Origin of the sequence: Indolivaga alginatilytica, from assembly GCF_003201355.1 — a bacterium.
Classification (GTDB): domain Bacteria; phylum Bacteroidota; class Bacteroidia; order Bacteroidales; family Dysgonomonadaceae; genus Dysgonomonas_A; species Dysgonomonas_A alginatilytica.
The window spans coordinates 18,633-36,143 of the sequence record NZ_QICL01000001.1 but is presented as its reverse complement, the minus strand read 5'-3'; the positions used below and the strand labels follow the sequence as shown (position 1 = coordinate 36,143).

Annotated in this window: 9 protein-coding genes; 6 read left to right on the top strand and 3 right to left on the bottom strand. The window is 37.7% G+C overall.

The genetic code is table 11. The features are described from left to right. Positions 1–216: 216 nt before the first annotated feature. The 6 genes from CLV62_RS00130 (at position 217) to CLV62_RS00100 (ending at position 11,951) form a co-directional block, all read left to right on the top strand. Positions 217–792: an RNA polymerase sigma-70 factor gene (locus CLV62_RS00130; protein WP_245903939.1), complete on the top strand. Its 576-nt coding sequence runs from the start codon at positions 217–219 to the stop codon at positions 790–792. A gap of 77 nt (positions 793–869) precedes the next feature. Beyond that, entirely contained in the window at positions 870–1,868 is a 999-nt protein-coding gene (locus CLV62_RS00125; protein WP_110308756.1) for a FecR family protein, read from the top strand. Between the two features lie 180 nt (positions 1,869–2,048). Continuing rightward, complete coding sequence (locus CLV62_RS00120; RefSeq protein WP_110308755.1) at positions 2,049–5,510, top strand: TonB-dependent receptor; 3,462 nt, start codon at positions 2,049–2,051, stop codon at positions 5,508–5,510. An 11-nt stretch (positions 5,511–5,521) separates the two neighbouring features. Next, a complete protein-coding gene (locus CLV62_RS00115) occupies positions 5,522–7,321 on the top strand; it encodes a RagB/SusD family nutrient uptake outer membrane protein (RefSeq protein WP_110308754.1) in 1,800 nt (599 codons plus the stop codon). A 235-nt stretch (positions 7,322–7,556) separates the two neighbouring features. Further along, on the top strand, positions 7,557–9,161 hold the full coding sequence (locus CLV62_RS00110) for a LamG-like jellyroll fold domain-containing protein (protein WP_110308753.1): 1,605 nt from the start codon (positions 7,557–7,559) through the stop codon (positions 9,159–9,161). 303 nt (positions 9,162–9,464) lie between these two features. Next, positions 9,465–11,951: an outer membrane protein assembly factor BamB family protein gene (locus CLV62_RS00100; RefSeq protein WP_110308751.1), complete on the top strand. Its 2,487-nt coding sequence runs from the start codon at positions 9,465–9,467 to the stop codon at positions 11,949–11,951. A gap of 115 nt (positions 11,952–12,066) precedes the next feature. On the opposite strand, the gene CLV62_RS00095 is transcribed toward CLV62_RS00100, so the two are convergent. From CLV62_RS00095 to CLV62_RS00085, 3 genes are read right to left on the bottom strand one after another with little or no spacing between them, the layout of a single operon-like run. Further along, complete coding sequence (locus CLV62_RS00095) at positions 12,067–13,533, bottom strand: IPT/TIG domain-containing protein (protein ID WP_170119974.1); 1,467 nt, start codon at positions 13,531–13,533, stop codon at positions 12,067–12,069. Positions 13,534–13,549: 16 nt separating this feature from the next. Beyond that, positions 13,550–15,049, bottom strand: a complete 1,500-nt coding sequence (locus CLV62_RS00090) for a polysaccharide lyase 6 family protein (protein ID WP_110308749.1) — start codon at positions 15,047–15,049, stop codon at positions 13,550–13,552. Between the two features lie 13 nt (positions 15,050–15,062). Further along, the gene (locus CLV62_RS00085) at positions 15,063–17,450 is read right to left on the bottom strand and encodes a chondroitinase-B domain-containing protein (RefSeq protein WP_110308748.1); all 2,388 of its coding nucleotides are present in this window, start codon (positions 17,448–17,450) and stop codon (positions 15,063–15,065) included. Positions 17,451–17,511: the final 61 nt, after the last annotated feature.

The following is a 17,511-nucleotide window of genomic DNA, read 5'->3' as shown; positions in this document are numbered from 1 at the left end:
TGCTTGCCAAAGCAATAAATAGGTCTGAGACCCTGATTTATTAAACATATGATTTTATTGTTTAACTTTTTTTATTTCTTGAAGTATCTACCGATTATTTTATGTATTTTGGCATTTGATTCAAAAATCAAATATTATACTCTTACTGAGGGATTAGTCTGCTTGACGCAGATAAGTTCTTGCTTAATTACTGATGTTGTTGTATTATAGATTATTATGATGGAAGAGCATATTGAAGAGTCAGCCAAAGATCGGGTTGAAGACTTATTTAGGAATAATTATAAATCTCTAAAAATATATGCATTACGTTTTGTCAGAGATCTTGATGTTGTTGAAGATCTTGTTCAGGATACCTTCGTTGAGTTGTGGAACAGACGGGATTATATTGAGTTGGATGGAACTGTAAAAGCTTATTTGTATAAAACCTTATACAACAAATGCTTAAATCATTTAAATAGCAAGGCTACTACAAGTCAAAGTTCAATTGAAAATGATACCTTTTTATCTCATACTGATGGAGCCGATAGTCAGGATGAGGTATTGCATGTTAAAGAACTTCAGGAAATAATACGAGTGCATATAGAAACTTTACCACCGCAGTGCAAAAGAATTTTTTTATTAAGCCGAAACAAAGATTTAAAGAATCGAGAAATTGCCGAACTTCTGGGGATTTCCGTTAAAAGTGTTGAAAAACAGATAACTAAAGCCCTTTTTGAACTAAGAACGCATTTGTATAAAAGCGGCTTTCTTCTCTTTATTATTATCCTCTTTATTTTAAAAATATCATATTGAATAATTTTTTTATTATTCGAGGGGGGGTATTTTATTTCCAATTTGTATTATAAATATACCATTAAGATCACAAGTTCATGTTGAAGCACGAAGAGCTAATAGTAAAATATTTAGATAAATCCTGTACCCGGGAAGAAGAGGAAGAATTGTTAGCTTGGTTGGAAGTATCGGAGGAAAATAAGGAGTTATTTTCAAGCTTATCAAGTCTCTGGCTTATGAGTAAAGCAGAGTTGGAAGATGATTTGGAAACCGAATTGGCACTGGCTAGATTCAGAGAAAGAATAGGTACAGAAAAGTCCTCGATTAGAGAGGTACAAAAAGTAAAATTACCTCTTCTTTACAAAATATTACAAGTGGCAGCCATATTTCTGATTCTCTTTAATGTAGTATATTTTTTATATAAAGATGATAAGGAAAATGAGATCCGAATAATAAACCGTTTACTGACAGCGGATAGTAAAGGTAAATTTATACTGCCCGATAGTACTGTAGTCTGGTTGAATGCTCACAGTGTTTTGGAGTATCCGGAACATTTTGCAGAAGACAAGCGCGAGGTACACCTAAAGGGAGAGGCATATTTTGAAGTGAAAAAGGATTCTGCTGCACCTTTTTGGGTAAATGCAGATGATATAAAAGTGAGAGTGTTAGGAACAAGTTTCCTTGTACAGAATTACGATAAAAACGATTACGTAGAAACTATACTAACCGAAGGAGCCGTAAATATAACAAGCTCGCATTTTAAAGAAATGGCCATTGTGCCTAATGAGCGGGTCTTATATTTAAAAAAAGGAGATTCACTGAAGTGTGAAATCGTAAACACTAATTATTACACTAGCTGGATAAATGAAAAACTTGTATTCGATAATTTATCCTTAGCTAACATTATTATTAATTTGAATAAATGGTATGGAGTAGATATAGAATGCTCTAAAGATATTGCAGAATCTACAAACATGTCGTTTACTGTATGTCGCGAATCATTGGATGAAATATTGGAAGCTATGGAAGAAATAGCCCCGATAAGATATAAACATGAAGGATATAAAGTTTACATAACAAAGAAAGGAGGAAAATAAAACAAATTTATTAATTTTTAAACCACTCTTTAATTTTAACCTACAATCTAAGACTAAGTGAGATATCCGAATAAAAATAGGTGAACGCTCGCAACGCTCACCTATTCGGATGATTTAAATTATTTAGGCACAATGATTAAGTGCCGTATTTTAGTAACCAACTTAAATCAATACAAATCTATGAATAAAATAGATTCAAAGAAGAACGTATGCTCTCCAATAACTCAAAAAAAGTTAAAAAACACAAGAGCATTTTATCTGATTTTCATATTATTGGTGATTCAGTCTTTCACAAGTGCTTTTGCCCAACAAGGCACAGTGTCCATCAATAAGAAACAGATAAGTGTGAAACAAGCCCTCAAAGAGATAGAAGCTCAAAGTAAATACACCTTATTTTACAATGATGCTGATGTTGATAGTGGAAAGAAAATCGATGTAAAAATCGAAGATAAGGATATTAACACTGCTTTATCTCAAATCCTACCCGGATTTACTTTTAAACTAAATAATACAAAAATAATACTTATCCCCCAAGGAAAAACAGAAGAGGATATAATTTCTAAGTCTCCCCAACAATCTAAAATGGTTGCAGGTACTATTTCTGATGCGTCCGGCGATCCGCTCATAGGAGTTTCGGTGAAGCTGAAAGGAAGTTCTACTATTGGTACTGTTACCGATATAGATGGTCATTTTTCATTAAATGTCCCTGATAAGGGAGAACTAGTTGTTTCGTATATCGGATACAAAGAAATTACAGTGCCGGTAGCCGGTAAAACCAATTTAAATATATCATTAGCCGAAAATACAGAGCTTTTGGATGAAGTTGTGGTTGTCGGGTACGGTATTCAGAAAAAAGCCAACCTTTCGGGTGCAGTAGAAGGAATCTCTAAAAAAGTACTGGAAGACCGTCCTCTTGTAAATATAGGACAAGGGTTGCAAGGTGCTGTGGGAAACCTTAATATTACGATGCCTAGCGGACAGGCTAACAGCACTCCCAAGTTTAATATTCGTGGAGCTACCGCTTTGGAAAGTGCGAATGAAAGAAGCCCTCTGATAGTGATAGATGGTATCGTATCTTCCATTCAGGAATTAAATAATATGAATTCTGCGGATATTGAGAATATATCGGTGCTGAAAGATGCGGCATCCGCAGCGATCTACGGTTCGCGGGCTGCATTTGGAGTTATATTGGTAACAACCAAGAATGGCGAAAGCGAAAAAGTGAAGGTAAATTATAACAACAATTTTACATTTAACAGACTAACTAACAGACCCGATGTTGTTACAGATCCTGCTACTGTGGTGGATATGAGAAATATTTTTTCATACCCTTGGTATAATCTGTACGACGAAAATTCAATTGCATATGCAAAAAAACGTTCTGCAGATCCATCAATTTCTCCTTATTTCGTGAATACTAACGGACAATGGGAGTATTTCGGTAATACAAACTGGTATGACGAAGCTTATAAAGATGCCGGATTTGCAACTAATCATGGTATAGATATATCGGGAGCTACAAAATTGGTGTCTTATTTTTTCTCCGGTAATTACTTCCTGCAAAACGGTATGTTGAAACAGGATAATGATAAATTTAACAGATATAATTTAAGAAGTAAGCTGAACTTTCATGTAAATGATCGTTGGACTATAGGTAATAATACCAGTTATTCTACGGCCGATTATGATGCACCCAGTTATTTGGGGAGTGATTATTACTGGAATATTTCCCGTAAGAACACATTGGATATACCAACCAATCCCGATGGTACGTGGACTAGTACCGGAGCTGATTTATTGGGACGTATGAGAGATGGAGGACGTAGAAATACGCTTAACTCGATATTTACTACCCAGTTTTCTACTAAATATGAGTTAGTAAAGGATGTGTGGACGGTAAACGGCAGTTTCGCCCTGAATAGAAGCGAATACAGCGAACAATATGCTTATCTGCCTATTGGATATCGCGAAGGTCCTGATATGCAAATGAAATACCACAATACAACATCTTCTGCCGGTGAAAGATCGGATCATACCGACAATCTGGTGTTTGATGTTTTCACAAATTTCAATAAAACATTTAATAAGAAGCATTTTGTGAATGTGGTAGGAGGTTTTAATCAGGAAGAGTATAAATACCGAAGATTTAACGGAGAAGTAAAAGATTTAATATCCGATAACCTGCCAAGCATTAACTTAGGAACAGGCGATCAGCGGGTAAGTTCAAGTAGTAGCGAATATGCTTTACGCGGATTGTTCTACAGAGTTAATTATATATTCGATAATAAATATATAATAGAAACCAATGGTCGTTATGATGGTACATCGCGTTTCCCTAAAGATGATCGCTTTGCTTTTAATCCTTCCGTGTCAGCAGCTTGGGTAGCTTCTCAGGAAAGTTTTATGAACTTTATATCTCCTGTTGTTAGTAGCCTTAAGTTCCGTGCGTCTTATGGAAGTTTGGGTAATCAGGATGTTTCCAACTATCCTTATATCCCGATTATGTCGAAAGGACAAACTACTTTGTTACTTGATGGTAAACAACCTGTATATGTGAAGGTTCCTAATCTGGTATCCTCGTCTCTGACATGGGAAACTGTACAGACTTTGAACTTTGGTGTAGACGTAAATTTCTTGAATAACAGATTAACTACGGTTTTCGATATATATCGGAGAGATGTTAAAGATATGCTTGCTGCGGGAAAAAAACTACCCAACGTATTGGGGGTTTCAACTCAACCTTTAGAGAATGCAGTGGATATGCGGACTAATGGATGGGAGTTGACAATCAAATGGAAAGATCAGTTTCAGGTGAAAGGAAAACCTTTCGTATACAATATGAATTTCGTATTGTCTGATAACGAAACTACAGTTACTAAGTTTGACAATCCTACGGGAAGTCTTGATAAATTTTATGTAGGACAAAAGCTTGGTGAGATATGGGGTATGAAAACTCTGGGTTATTTCCAATCGGAAGAGGAAATAAAGAACCATGCCGATCAGACTACGGTATCAGCTTATCCGGGAACGCATTCTATAGAACCGGGAGATTTAAAATTCTGGGATAAGAATGGAGATGAAAAAGTGGACTGGGGAGATTGGACTCTCAGTAATCCGGGCGATTATTATAGGATTGGAAATACAACTCCTCGCTACAACTTTAGCTTTTTAGGTAGTGCCGATTGGAATAATATCGATTTTAGTTTCTTCTTGCAAGGTGTAGGTAAGAGAGATTATTATCCGGGTGGTAGCGACTTGTTATTCTGGGGAGTGTATTCACAACCCTGGACTAATGTGAGTAAGCAGAATCTGGATTATTGGACTCCTGAAAATACAAATGCTTATTTTCCCAGAAGGAAATCTTATGTTGCTGAAGGTGGTAGGGAGTTAGCTGCTCCGCAAACTAAATATCTTCAAAGTGCGGCATATATGAGGCTCAAAAATATAACGATAGGATATACATTGCCGCAATATTGGGTGAAGAAAGCAGGTCTCAGTCGTGTACGAGTATTTTTCTCCGGTGAGAATCTGGCTGAACTGAGTGGCTTGGATAGTCATTACAAGGCAGACCCCGAAGGTCTTAATGGACAAATGTATCCATTCCAAAGATCGTACTCTTTTGGTCTTAATGTTTCATTCTAAAATCTACAACTATGAACCTTAAAAATAAAATAGTAATAATAGCATCATTGCTTATAGGAATATTTTTTGTCTCATGTAATGATGAATTTATGGAGCGTTACCCGGAATCCGAAATCAGTCCCAAGAACTTCTTTAAGAATCCTCAGGATCTCAATACATATCTGAATGGTTTATATGGTGATATTATAACTTCTTCGTATGGTGATCAGGTGAGTGATAACGAAAATTCGAATGAGGACGAGAGTATGTACAAGATGATGAGGGGTGATGTGAAACCCCAAACCGAAGGTACGTGGAACTGGGAGAAACTGAGGAAAATAAATTTCCTGATCGAAAATCATGTGACAGCCGTAGGCGATCAAACAGAAATTAATCATTATGTTGGCATTGCCCGTCTATTCAGAGCTTATCATTACTATGGCAAAGTTCGGACTTTTTCGGATGTGCCTTGGTATTCAAAAACACTTCAGACCGGTGATACGGAAGAATTATATAAAACACAAGACAGCAGAGCTGTAGTGGTGGATAAGATTCTCGAAGATTTGGCATTTGCTGTGGAAAATATTCAATCTGTCGGAAATTTTTCTTCTAAAACACGTGTAACGAAGTGGGCAGCATTGGCATTGCAGGCTCGCATAGCATTGGAGGAGGGTACTTACAGAAAGTATCATGCGGAATTGGAATTGACAGACCATAAGCGTTTTCTTGAATTAGCACGTGATGCCGCAAAGAAAATTTTTATTGAAAACAATCAATTTTCGTTGTACAAGGCTAAAGGTACATTAGAGCCTTATCAGGCATTGTTTGTAAGCCTCGATTTATCAACCAATCCTGAGATTATATGGTATGAACAATATAAACAAGATTTAAACAGCTTTCATAATGTTCAGGTAATGTATAACAATTATTATGGCTTAACAAGAGACTTGATGGAGGATTATCTGGTAATAAATGGCAATACAACCAAAACATTTCAGCAAGTACCCGGCTATGATAAAATGAGTGTAAACGATATATTTACCAACCGTGATCCCAGACTGGGTTATACCTTCATGAAACCGGGACATATTCGTGCCGGTGTTACGATACCCACCAAAGCAAAATTTGGTATAGGTGGTTATGTACAGGTAAAATATGATCCGTTGACATACGATCAAATATCGTGGAACAAGTCTTATACCGCTCTGCCGCTAATCAGATTGGCTGAAGTATTGCTTGTTTATGCAGAAGCTCGTGCAGAATTGGGTGAACTGACTCAAAGCGATTTAGATATTACAATCAATCTGCTGCGTGATAGAGTAGGGATGCCCCATATGATACTATCGAATGTATTGTCTGCTATTGATCCTGTTCAGGCGAACCGTTATCCGAATGTATCAGGAACTCAAAGAGGAGCTATTCTTGAAGTAAGACGCGAACGAAGAATAGAATTGGCTTGCGAAGGATTCAGAGCTAATGATATCTATCGCTGGAAAGTGGGTACACTGATGGCTAAAGAATCGGAAGGAATCTATATCAGCGGATTGGGATATCATGATATTACAGGCGATGGTTTACCTGATATTGCAGTCGTTAAGACACAGGCAGATGCCGATAAGATACCGGAAGATGATAAGCAAAAATACAAATTGACTATTTATATCTTGGATGGCAATACTTTCTATTTATCGGAAGGAGATCACGGTTATGTGAAAATTACAGCTCATAAGAATAGATTTACATTCCAAGAGCCTAAATATTATTACAAACCGATAAGCGATCAGGATATTCTGATAAACAGTAATCTGGTTCAAAACAAATATTGGAAGTAATGTCCAAGACCTTTTTACTGCTTTGGCAAGTACAATAACCGAAAATTATTATAGTCATAAAGTGTAGCAATAAATATTTCCCATTACTTAATATTGCTACATTGAACAGAGGGTAATTGAAAAAATGGGGAGAATTGTCCTATATTTGGATAATTGAATGTAAAATTAGACTAGAAGAATCGGGCGAAACTTCTAGTCTAATTTGATAAATGCGATAACCATAAAATATAATAATATGAAAAAAAGATGCATAACCATGCTGATTGTTTCATTTCTCGTCGGATTGACATCTGCCCAAGAGTCGTTTATTTATAAATCATTTGATAACGGATCGGTCGACTTCTCTAAAGTGAAAGAGAATCTGAATGAAGCGGAAGATTCCCGAATGGCTTTTGTGCCCACATTTAGCAAAGGTCTCAAAGGATTGTGTTTAGATCTTACGAGTGATGTCGCCGTTCGTTTACCTGTTGCGTTGGATGCAAATGAGACCTTGCCATATGATAAGAGTTTCGCCATGGTGCTATGGGTAAAGACGAAGAAGAATGCCCGTCAGGGAACACCCATAATGAGTAATAAGAAAGTCGAAGATAAAAACAAAGCAGGATGGATGCTGGGCACTAATGACAGAGGTGCTTGGTTTTTCAATATAAGCGATGGTAAATCGACCTATAACTATGCCCCTACGGCTGATCGTCAGCCCATAAATGATGGAAACTGGCATCAGATTGCAATAAGTGTAGATTTGGATAAGAAAGAGGTTTGGTTTTATTATGATGGTAAGAATGTTGGTATTTACAATGTTGAAGGACTTTCGACTGCACGCAGTGAACTGGCAACAATAATCGGAGGGTCGGACGAATATAACGATTGGTCGTCACGCAGGGAATGGACAGCTTTCAATGGTATGATAGATGAGGTGAAAATGTACAATGGCACTCTTACATCATCTACGGTCAAATCTTTATACAGTGAATTTGTATCAACTAAAGAAAAGGATGTAAAAGTTATTTCTCCTAATGAATTAAAAGTTCAGGTGTGGAATATCTGGCATGGAGGGCATCGTTTTGGTGAACATGTTGGATTGGAACGTGTGATAAATGTATTGAAGAAAGAGAATGCAGATGTGATAGGTCTTATCGAAACATATGGTTCGGGAGAAGTAATAGCCGATTCTCTAGGGTATTATTTCTATTTAATCAGTTCTAACCTGAGTATTATGAGTAAATACCCGATAGATGAAACTATAAAAGTGTACAAGAGTTTCAATTCGGGAGGTGCTGTTCTTAATCTAGGGAATGGTAATAAAATGGCATTTTTTGATATCTGGCTCGACTATCTGCCTAATATGTGTGATTTGATTGATGATAAAGTGAATCTTACTGATTTTATGAAAGAAGAGCACAATAGAAGAGGCAAAGAAATAAAAGCAATATTAAAACAGATAGAACCCTATACGCTAAATGCAGATAATGTGCCTGTATTTATGGTAGGTGATTTCAATAGCGGCTCTCACCTCGATTGGAACGATGCAACTAAAGTTATTCACAAGGGCAGAATTATAAAGTGGCCTGCTTCTCTAGAAATGGAAAACGCAAAATATAAGGATAGTTACAGAGAAATCAATTTGAATCCGTTAACCGATCCCGGTTTTACATGGTCTCCGCTCATAAGTAATTCGTCTGTAAAACCTACCTGTATACGTGATCGAATAGATTATATCTACTATAAAGGGAAAAATATACAGCCTTATTGGAGTAAAACTCTCGATCATCATCCGCCTTTCTGGCCTTCGGATCATGGTAGCGTTATTACTTATTTCTATTTAAATCAGAATAAATAAGGTTGCAGTTTAAATCTTGGCTTGTTTATGCCCGTCAGGCTACCGACCTTGGCGGTTGCACGGGGAACCCGATGTGAGAAGAAAGCGTAAAAAACAAAAAGGGGTCAAAGTCAAATGTGTTTTTTTGTTTTCGCTTTCGAGCACGTATCGGGTCGTGCAAAGAGGCATAGTCTTGATCTTTTGTTTCGTTTTGCATCAAGGCAAAATGAAAGACAAACCCGAGAGGGTGCGTCAGTAAAAAAAGGTCACCTTTATAGACAATTCCAATATAGAAATGTATTAATCAAAGAAATAAATACTTAAATGAAAAAACTAATTTTAATCTTCATCTCTACAGTCTTACCATTGGTCAGCACTTTTGCTGTGCATACAGGAAGAGTGTATGTAGATGCCAATAAAAACGGGGTTTACGACAAAGGTGAGAAACTGCTTAAAAATGTAATGGTTTCAGATGGTTTAAATGTGGTTGTAACAGCCGTAGACGGCACATTCGAATTACCGGGACATGCAAAAGAACGCTTCGTCTTTATAACTACACCTTCGGGATACAAAACGGATAATGCTCATTATAGGGCTATCTCGGACAAAAACAAAAGTTACGATTTCGGATTAGATGTATTAACCGGAAAAATAGATGCCGATGGCAGCCATAATTTTGTTCACATAGCAGATACCGAGATACACAATTCGGTGGATATGGAACGTTGGGCAAACAATATACGTGATTATGTGGCAGATGAAAAAACAGCATTTATAATGCATACGGGAGATATCTGTTATGAAAATGGTCTGAAAGCACATATCGGTTTAATGAATACGAGCAATATGAATTGTCCCGTGTTTTATAGTATCGGTAATCACGATTTAGTGAAAGGTAAATATGGAGAAGAATTATTCGAAAGTATCTACGGACCTGTCTATTTTTCGTTCGAAGCAGGCAATGTACACTATGTAGTAACTCCTATGGCAGGAGGAGACTATAAGCCCGGATATACCAAAGAAGATGTATACCGTTGGTTGAAAAACGATCTGGCTCATGTTAACAAGAATACCCCTGTAATTGTATTTAATCACGATTTGTTATCGTATGATGACAAGTTTATTTTCGGAATAAATGATACGGAGTATGTCGATTTGAATGAGCATAACCTCAAGGCTTGGTTATATGGGCACTGGCATATCAATTTTGTTCGTAGACAAGGCAATGTTTTGGCTATCTCTACCGCTAATCTGGATAAAGGTGGTATAGATCATTCTACATCGGCATATCGGATAGTATCGGTAGATAAAAAGGGTGATGTGAAAACTCAGTTACGTTATACATATATAAATAATTCTATTCAGATAGCATCTATCGGAAATGAAAGGGCTTCTATAAATGCAAATGGGAAAGTGCCTGTTTCCGTAAATACATACAGTGCCGTATCGCCGGCTCGAAGTGTATCTTATACTTGTACAATAGACGATAAAAAACAAGCGGGTGATGTTGCTCTTACTCAGAATACAGACTGGAATTGGTCGGGCGAATTACAATTGCCTTCATCGGCTAAGAACAGGCGTGTATTTGTTGAGGCAAAAGTTATATTTAATAACGGAGAGATTGCTAAAACTTCGGAATCGTTTATTTATCAACCTGATGGGAAGCATTCAGTTAAAACAAATCAGGATTGGCTGACATTATTAAATAATTCGTCTCGTATGGGTATTTCTGCAGATACATTGAGCTTACCTCTTAATTTGAACTGGATAACTAATATTAAAGCTAATTTATTCTTTTCGTCACCAATAGTTTATAATAATACTGTATATGTAGGTTCAGTGGATGAGAAACTAAGCGGTGAGGGTGGGGTATATGCTCTTGATGCTGTGACAGGAAAATTGTTATGGAAATACAATACACGCAACTCTGTGAAAAATTCGATTGCTTGCGGCAATGGGACTATCTACGCACAAGATGCGGAAGGGTATTTGTACGCAATTGATGCTGAAAGTGGTAAACTAAGCTGGGAGAAAAAACTCGGAATAAATGGTTTGCCTGCTCTGGTAGATGGTCTTACTGTCGACAATGGAACTGTGTTTGCAGGTACAGGGAAAGGTTTTGCGGCCTATAATGCCGAAAACGGAAACGAAATCTGGAAAAACAACGGATGGGGGCAGGGCGAAGGTACTACATCGACTCCGACTCTGGGAAGCGATGTGGTGGTGTCGGGCTCGCAATGGAGGGGTTTGTACGGTAATGATGCTAAGACAGGGAAACTGCTTTGGCAGCATACAAGCTATGGTTTATCGAGCAGAGGGGCTTCACCCGCCATTCATGGTGGTTTATTTTACATCATATCCGGCGAATCGTTGTTTATCATGGATGTGAAAACGGGTGCTATAGTGAGCCGTAAAGAACTGAAAGTAAGTGTAGATGTTACATCTACCCCTTTAGTAACCGATAAATTAATTGTTTTTGGTTCTGTGGATAATGGTCTGATTGCTTTGGATCGGGAAACATTAGAACAGAAATGGAATGTACCCACACTTCCTGCACTTATTTATACTGCTCCTTATACACGTTTTCCGGTAACGACAATAGAAACCAGCCCTGTGCTGGCAGGCAGTACTATTTTCTTCGGGGCTTCGGATGGTATTCTTTATGGAGTAAACGTAAATACAGGAAAGGTAGAATGGAAACATGCTACGGGAGCACCTGTATTCAGCACTGTAGCTATATCGGGCAATACTTTATTCGTAACAGATTTTGGTGGTAATGTGTACGGTTTTTCATCCGTGGATAAGTTTTGATTTTGAAAAACTAAAATTTCTGTTCGATAAATTCGTATAGTATCATAAAGAAAGGCAGACCTTTAAAAGTCTGCCTTTCTTTATGAATTTTTAGTGAATACTAAGATCTTAAACCTTACTTCTGGAAGTAACAATTAAATGTCACTGATGATGTTTTATCTGTCTTGGGATCTTTTGATGTTATTTTCACAACTTCTAAGAATCCCGTGCCGATAATGGGGGCAGTTGTATTTGTCAGATTGGTAGTATTATAATGTTGAAATAAAATTATATCTCCTACTGAATACATATTGTTTGGATCACCCGGCACTCCATTATGGCGGAAGCTGCTTGTTCCGGCTTTTATAACTCCGGCTTCCTCAAGCTCGGCTTGTGATATAGAAGTAAGAGTTTTGTTTTTTACTTTTTCTATAAAAATATTGTCTGCACTATTAGTTGGATCCATACGTCGGAACTTCACATTTAATGTTCCTACGGTATCGGAAGGAAGTGCTACATTTTCGCATTTGAAGTTTTTTATCTGATTGATTCCGTTACGAGGGTTATTAAATGCTAAGCTCGTGCTTGTTATAGTCAGGTAGAAATAAACATTCTTTGCATTGCCCGAATAGTTACACGGATTATAGATTTTACCACTCATGGCATTAAAGAAATTGTCGGTCGTAGTTACATCATTGGCAAAAAGGGTAACATCAGGCCAATAGTTGATCTGTGGTACGATAACCTGAAAATCAGAAGTTACAATCAATTCACGATCTACATAATAGATTAACTTAAGTACTGCCTTACTTGTCGCAGTATAACCCGATGGAACTATTACGCTGATTGATTTATCTTCTTTTAGTGATATAGTGGCTTCTTTCTTATCAAACATAACCTTATCTACCAGACTAAGATTAGTTCCTTTGATGATAATAGTTTCTCCGACTTCTGCACTTTTATCGTAAGATTCAACAGTGGGTTGAGGCTTATCAAGAGAGAATGGTTTTCCTGTAGTCCCTGTTTTCTTAACTCCGCTTTCGGTATTGTAAGACAAGAAAACATCCACATTATTTTCTTCGAAGTACGGAACTTTTACAATCAGTTCGGTAGTAGTTTGAGTTATAATCTCTGCTTTTGTGGTTTCGAAATATACCTCTATTACAGCATCCATGTCAGTACCTTCTATAAGAACATTGTCGTTTGCTTTTCCTTCGGAAGGAAATGTAGACATATTTATTACGGGAGCTACATAAGTTACGGTGAATACATCGCTGCTTTCGAAAGCGCCATATACTCCGGATACTTTCAATTTACCTGTTTTGGATGTCGAAGTAACCGTGGCAACTGCTTCTCTGGAATTAATCAGATATTTTACGGTAGCCATTCCACCTCCGATATAGATAGTGTCTAGTTTTAGCAGATTTTCGCCTGTTATTTTAATTTCCGTTCCTACTTTACCCGATTTTGGACTAAAATCGGTGATATTAGGTGCACTTGTATTGGTGGCATCTTCCACCAGATTTTCGTTGCAACTCGTGCATGCTAACAAAAAGAAGCTTAATATATAAACCGCTTTAAAAAAGATGTTTGTATTTTTCATGTTTATTGCTTTTATATTACTTTTTATACCAAACAGGACCTGAATTACTTCTTGCAGCCTGTGTTTTAGTTGATCGGGAGCCATTCATGTCGAAGGCTCCGATTGAGGTGAGTTCTATACGTTTTCGATCCTCAATATCAGTAGAGATATAAGAGATCACAGGCGTCTTTATATCAGTGAGAACTAATGGATATCCATTGGTAGTTGATTCTTGTTGAATGCTTCCTTCTATGAATCCCGTACCTTTCTCAAAACCGTTCTTTCCTTTTAAAAGATTATTTTCGAAAGTGATACCGTCTATATTATCATATGCCTCAATCAGATTGGATTCATTGGGACTATAAACGATGTTGTGTGCTATTTTTACATTCACAGGTAATAAATCCTGATGCTCTCTTACTCCAAAAGATAACAGCCACGGCGTATCACAATCTACCCATGTATTGAAACAGATCTCTATGTCTTTTACCTGATGATAGCCGTTGATGGGAGAATCGACCAAGCCTTTCATGATATTCAATGGGGCACGGTGTGTCTCACCCCTGCATCCGTAGAAATAATTGTTGAATATCTTGTGTCCCTGATTTATGACACGTACTCCTCCTGTATTTTCTTTACGGTTACCGATAAAGTAATTGCCCGAGATTTCGTTTCTGTTGCCATGACGTAAAACAACACTGCCTTCGCATTCAAAGAAAGTATTATCTATAATACGATTCTCACAGGATTTGATGGATATAAGTTCGCTTTCGCCGTTACAATATTCGAAATAGTTGGATTCAACGATAGTTCCCGATATTTCCATCGAATAATCACTGGTTCCGATACGGATGGTTTCGGCTCCGTTTACATCGAGATTAGGGCGACCTGCAAAGTAATTGTTCGAGATGTGGTGATAGTTTTTGTTATGTCCGTCACCATTAGGCCACACAATGAGAGTTACTCCCAAGTTGGTTTTCGTTCCGAAGTAACAATGTTCTACTTTGTTGTTACGCCCCCATAAATTAACCCACGCATCCTTATCGGTAGATAAAGGTCTGTTGTAGTTGTCAATCACGCAATTCTTCAAGATCGAGTTATTAGCTGTAAGAGACGATCCTTTACGGAACTCGATAAGCTGCTCCGTAGCAGAGTGTCCGTTCGTGAAAATCAATCCGTCTATGATGAGGTAATTCCCATGTATTTGGAGATTAGATAATCCTTCGATTGTTGTTTTTCCATACTCTTCCACTGTGAGAACTATCGGTTTGTCTGCTGTTCCTTCACCGTAAAAAATGATCTTGCTATCTTTCCATACACCTTTAGCTAAAGTAATGGTGTCGCCTGCTGTGAGCAATTTTACTTTGCTGTTATATTCGGCAATGTTGGAAACGATATAATTTTTAGCAGTAAAAGCGGGCACAGGGGAGGGAGAAGGTATTTCCCCTTCCGTTGTGCTGCCTTGACAACCTAAAAAAATTGCGAAACAAATAACAATTGATGTCAACCCATCTAACCATTTATTCGATTGTTTCATATTGGAATAAATTTTAATGCTTCAGTCCGATATTGGTACTATCAGAAGCTTTATTTATAAGAGGCGATTTAGGTTCGGGCACATAAGTACCCGTTTTGAATTTAGGGTCAGTATAGATCATTCCCGCTCCTTCTGTGGCTTCGTTTGTCAGGCTTGTTTTTCCGGCATTATAGATATTACTAAAACTTATCTTGTTGTGTCTGCCTGCTAAACGTACAGGATATTTAACCTTCGGAGAATTGAAAAATACGCTGTTCGTGATGTTTATAGTTACCAATCCTGTTTGTTTGATTATAGTTTGACCGTCATTGTTATTGACATTATCGAATACACAGTGATTGATTGTCAGATGTCCGCCAAGTGTAGATTCGTCATTGCCTCCACGTAAGAAATCTATAGCCCATTGTTGAATGTTTTTGAATACTACGTTCTCGAAAGTCATAAATTCGGCGCTGTAGAATCCTTGTGCTTCCTTTTCGTCATTTAAGGCAAACCCACGGTATGAATCTCTGAATATTGAATTTGTAACCGTCAATGTATCGGCAAAAGAACCTTTATAGGCTTTATAGATAGCTCCCCCTTCTTCATTTTTGAAGTTGGCAAACTCACAATTGTCGATATACATATTATAGGACGAAGCTATACCTTCTTTTATGGTAGCAATGGCATATTTTACCGATCCGTTGCTTAGGTTTCCGTCTAAGGTGATACCGTTCAGATTTAAATTGAGGTTGCTGCCAACTTCCAATACCGACAAGGCATTATTCGCAGGGTCGACTTGTAAAACAGGCTTGCTTTTTGCATCCTTTGCAGCTCTGATCGTTAATGTATGAGGTATTGCTATTTTCTTGGAGTTGAAGTATACGCCTTCTTTTAATTCGATAATATCTCCCTGTTTTGAAGTCTTGACAGCTTCCAGAAGTGCATCTTTTTCGGGTTTCACCGATATAATTTTACCATTGGGAGTGGGTGCAGGTGCCGGGGTATACCACGATGGACCACAGTTTTTAGAGGATGCAATCTCGATAGTTGCTTTGCCTTTATTTTCTATAGCCCCGATGGCTTTCTCGTTTCCACGAGACCGTCCGTCTATATCTGTTGTGACGAAGGGTACATTGTCGTTTGTTTTTAAATTGCTCGAAATCTGAGGAAGCTCATTAGCGCTTTTACTTTTTTCGACTGATCCTTGAACAAAGCCTGTTCCTTTTTCCACGCCTTTACTTCCAATAAGCAGATTATCTGCAAATTGTATTCCGGTAGTTTTATCGAATGCTTTAATCAGTTCGGTTTCTTCGGGGCAATAGACAATGTTATGAGCAATTTTTGTAGTCAGCGGAATAGCTGTTCTTTCTTCGTCACTACCCACACATAGCTGCCAGGGTAATTCGCAATCTACCCATGTATTGAAATATATTTCAACATTTTTTACCTGATGGTAACGGTTTTGTACCGAATTGGGTACTCCGTTCATAATAACTAACGGACCTCTGAAATCTTTTCCCTTCAAAGCATGAAAGTAATTATTGAATACCTTATGTCCTTCGTTAATGACGCGAACTCCACCTGTACTTGGTTTGTGATTTCCCAGAAAATAATTGCCCGAGACTTCATTTCTATTACCATGACGCAGCACTACACTACCTTCGCATTCGAAGAAAGTATTATTGATAATACGGTTTTCACACGATTTTACGGATAATACTTCTACCTCTCCATTACAATGTTCAAAGTAATTACCCTCGACGATTGTATTTGAGTTTTCCATCGAATAATGGCTTGTGCCTATCCGCATAGTCTCTCCTCCATTAGAACCCAGACGAGGACGAGCCGCAAAGTAATTGCGGTAAATACGATGATAATTCTGACTGTGTCCTTCGCCGTTGGGCCAGACTATTAAGGTTGTCCCTAAATTGGTTTTACCTCCAAGATAGCAGTTTACGACCTGATTGTTTTGTCCCCAAAGACTTATCCATGTATCTTGTTCGAGCCTGTTGGGTTGATTATAACGATCGATTACACAATTGCGCACGATGGAGTTATTGGCTGTTTTAGCAGTTCCTTTTCTAAATTCGATAACATCTCCATTGGGAGTATACCCATTCACGAATACAAGTCCGTCCACTATAAGGTAATTTCCGTATAGTTTTAACGAAGATAATCCTTCCAGAGTAGTTTTTCCGGATTCTTCTACCCGGAGCGTGATCGGTTGTTCTTTTGTTCCCTCTCCAAAGAATACAAGCTCTGCATCTTTCCATATTCCTTTAGCCAGAATAATGCAGTCGCCGGGTTGAAGAGTCTTAACCGTAGAATTGAATTCGGCGGTAGTTGCAACCTTGTAATCTTTTGCCGTTAATGGCAATATCAAGCAAGATAACAATAGTGTATATATAAATTTTCTCATGTTTTTTCAGTTAAGGTCTAAGCCTGTTTGTTGCTCTTGCAGGTATAATTTGTAAGTTGTT

What these genes read in the sequence shown, in the direction of transcription:
- CLV62_RS00130 (WP_245903939.1), top strand. Translation starts at nt 217, where the DNA reads ATGATGGAAGAGCATATTGAAGAGTCAGCCAAAGATCGGGTTGAAGAC.
- CLV62_RS00115 (WP_110308754.1), top strand. Translation starts at nt 5,522, where the DNA reads ATGAACCTTAAAAATAAAATAGTAATAATAGCATCATTGCTTATAGGA.
- CLV62_RS00120 (WP_110308755.1), top strand. Translation starts at nt 2,049, where the DNA reads ATGAATAAAATAGATTCAAAGAAGAACGTATGCTCTCCAATAACTCAA.
- CLV62_RS00125 (WP_110308756.1), top strand. Translation starts at nt 870, where the DNA reads ATGTTGAAGCACGAAGAGCTAATAGTAAAATATTTAGATAAATCCTGT.
- CLV62_RS00090 (WP_110308749.1), bottom strand. Translation starts at nt 15,049, where the DNA reads ATGAAACAATCGAATAAATGGTTAGATGGGTTGACATCAATTGTTATT.
- CLV62_RS00095 (WP_170119974.1), bottom strand. Translation starts at nt 13,533, where the DNA reads ATGAAAAATACAAACATCTTTTTTAAAGCGGTTTATATATTAAGCTTC.
- CLV62_RS00085 (WP_110308748.1), bottom strand. Translation starts at nt 17,450, where the DNA reads ATGAGAAAATTTATATATACACTATTGTTATCTTGCTTGATATTGCCA.
- CLV62_RS00100 (WP_110308751.1), top strand. Translation starts at nt 9,465, where the DNA reads ATGAAAAAACTAATTTTAATCTTCATCTCTACAGTCTTACCATTGGTC.
- CLV62_RS00110 (WP_110308753.1), top strand. Translation starts at nt 7,557, where the DNA reads ATGAAAAAAAGATGCATAACCATGCTGATTGTTTCATTTCTCGTCGGA.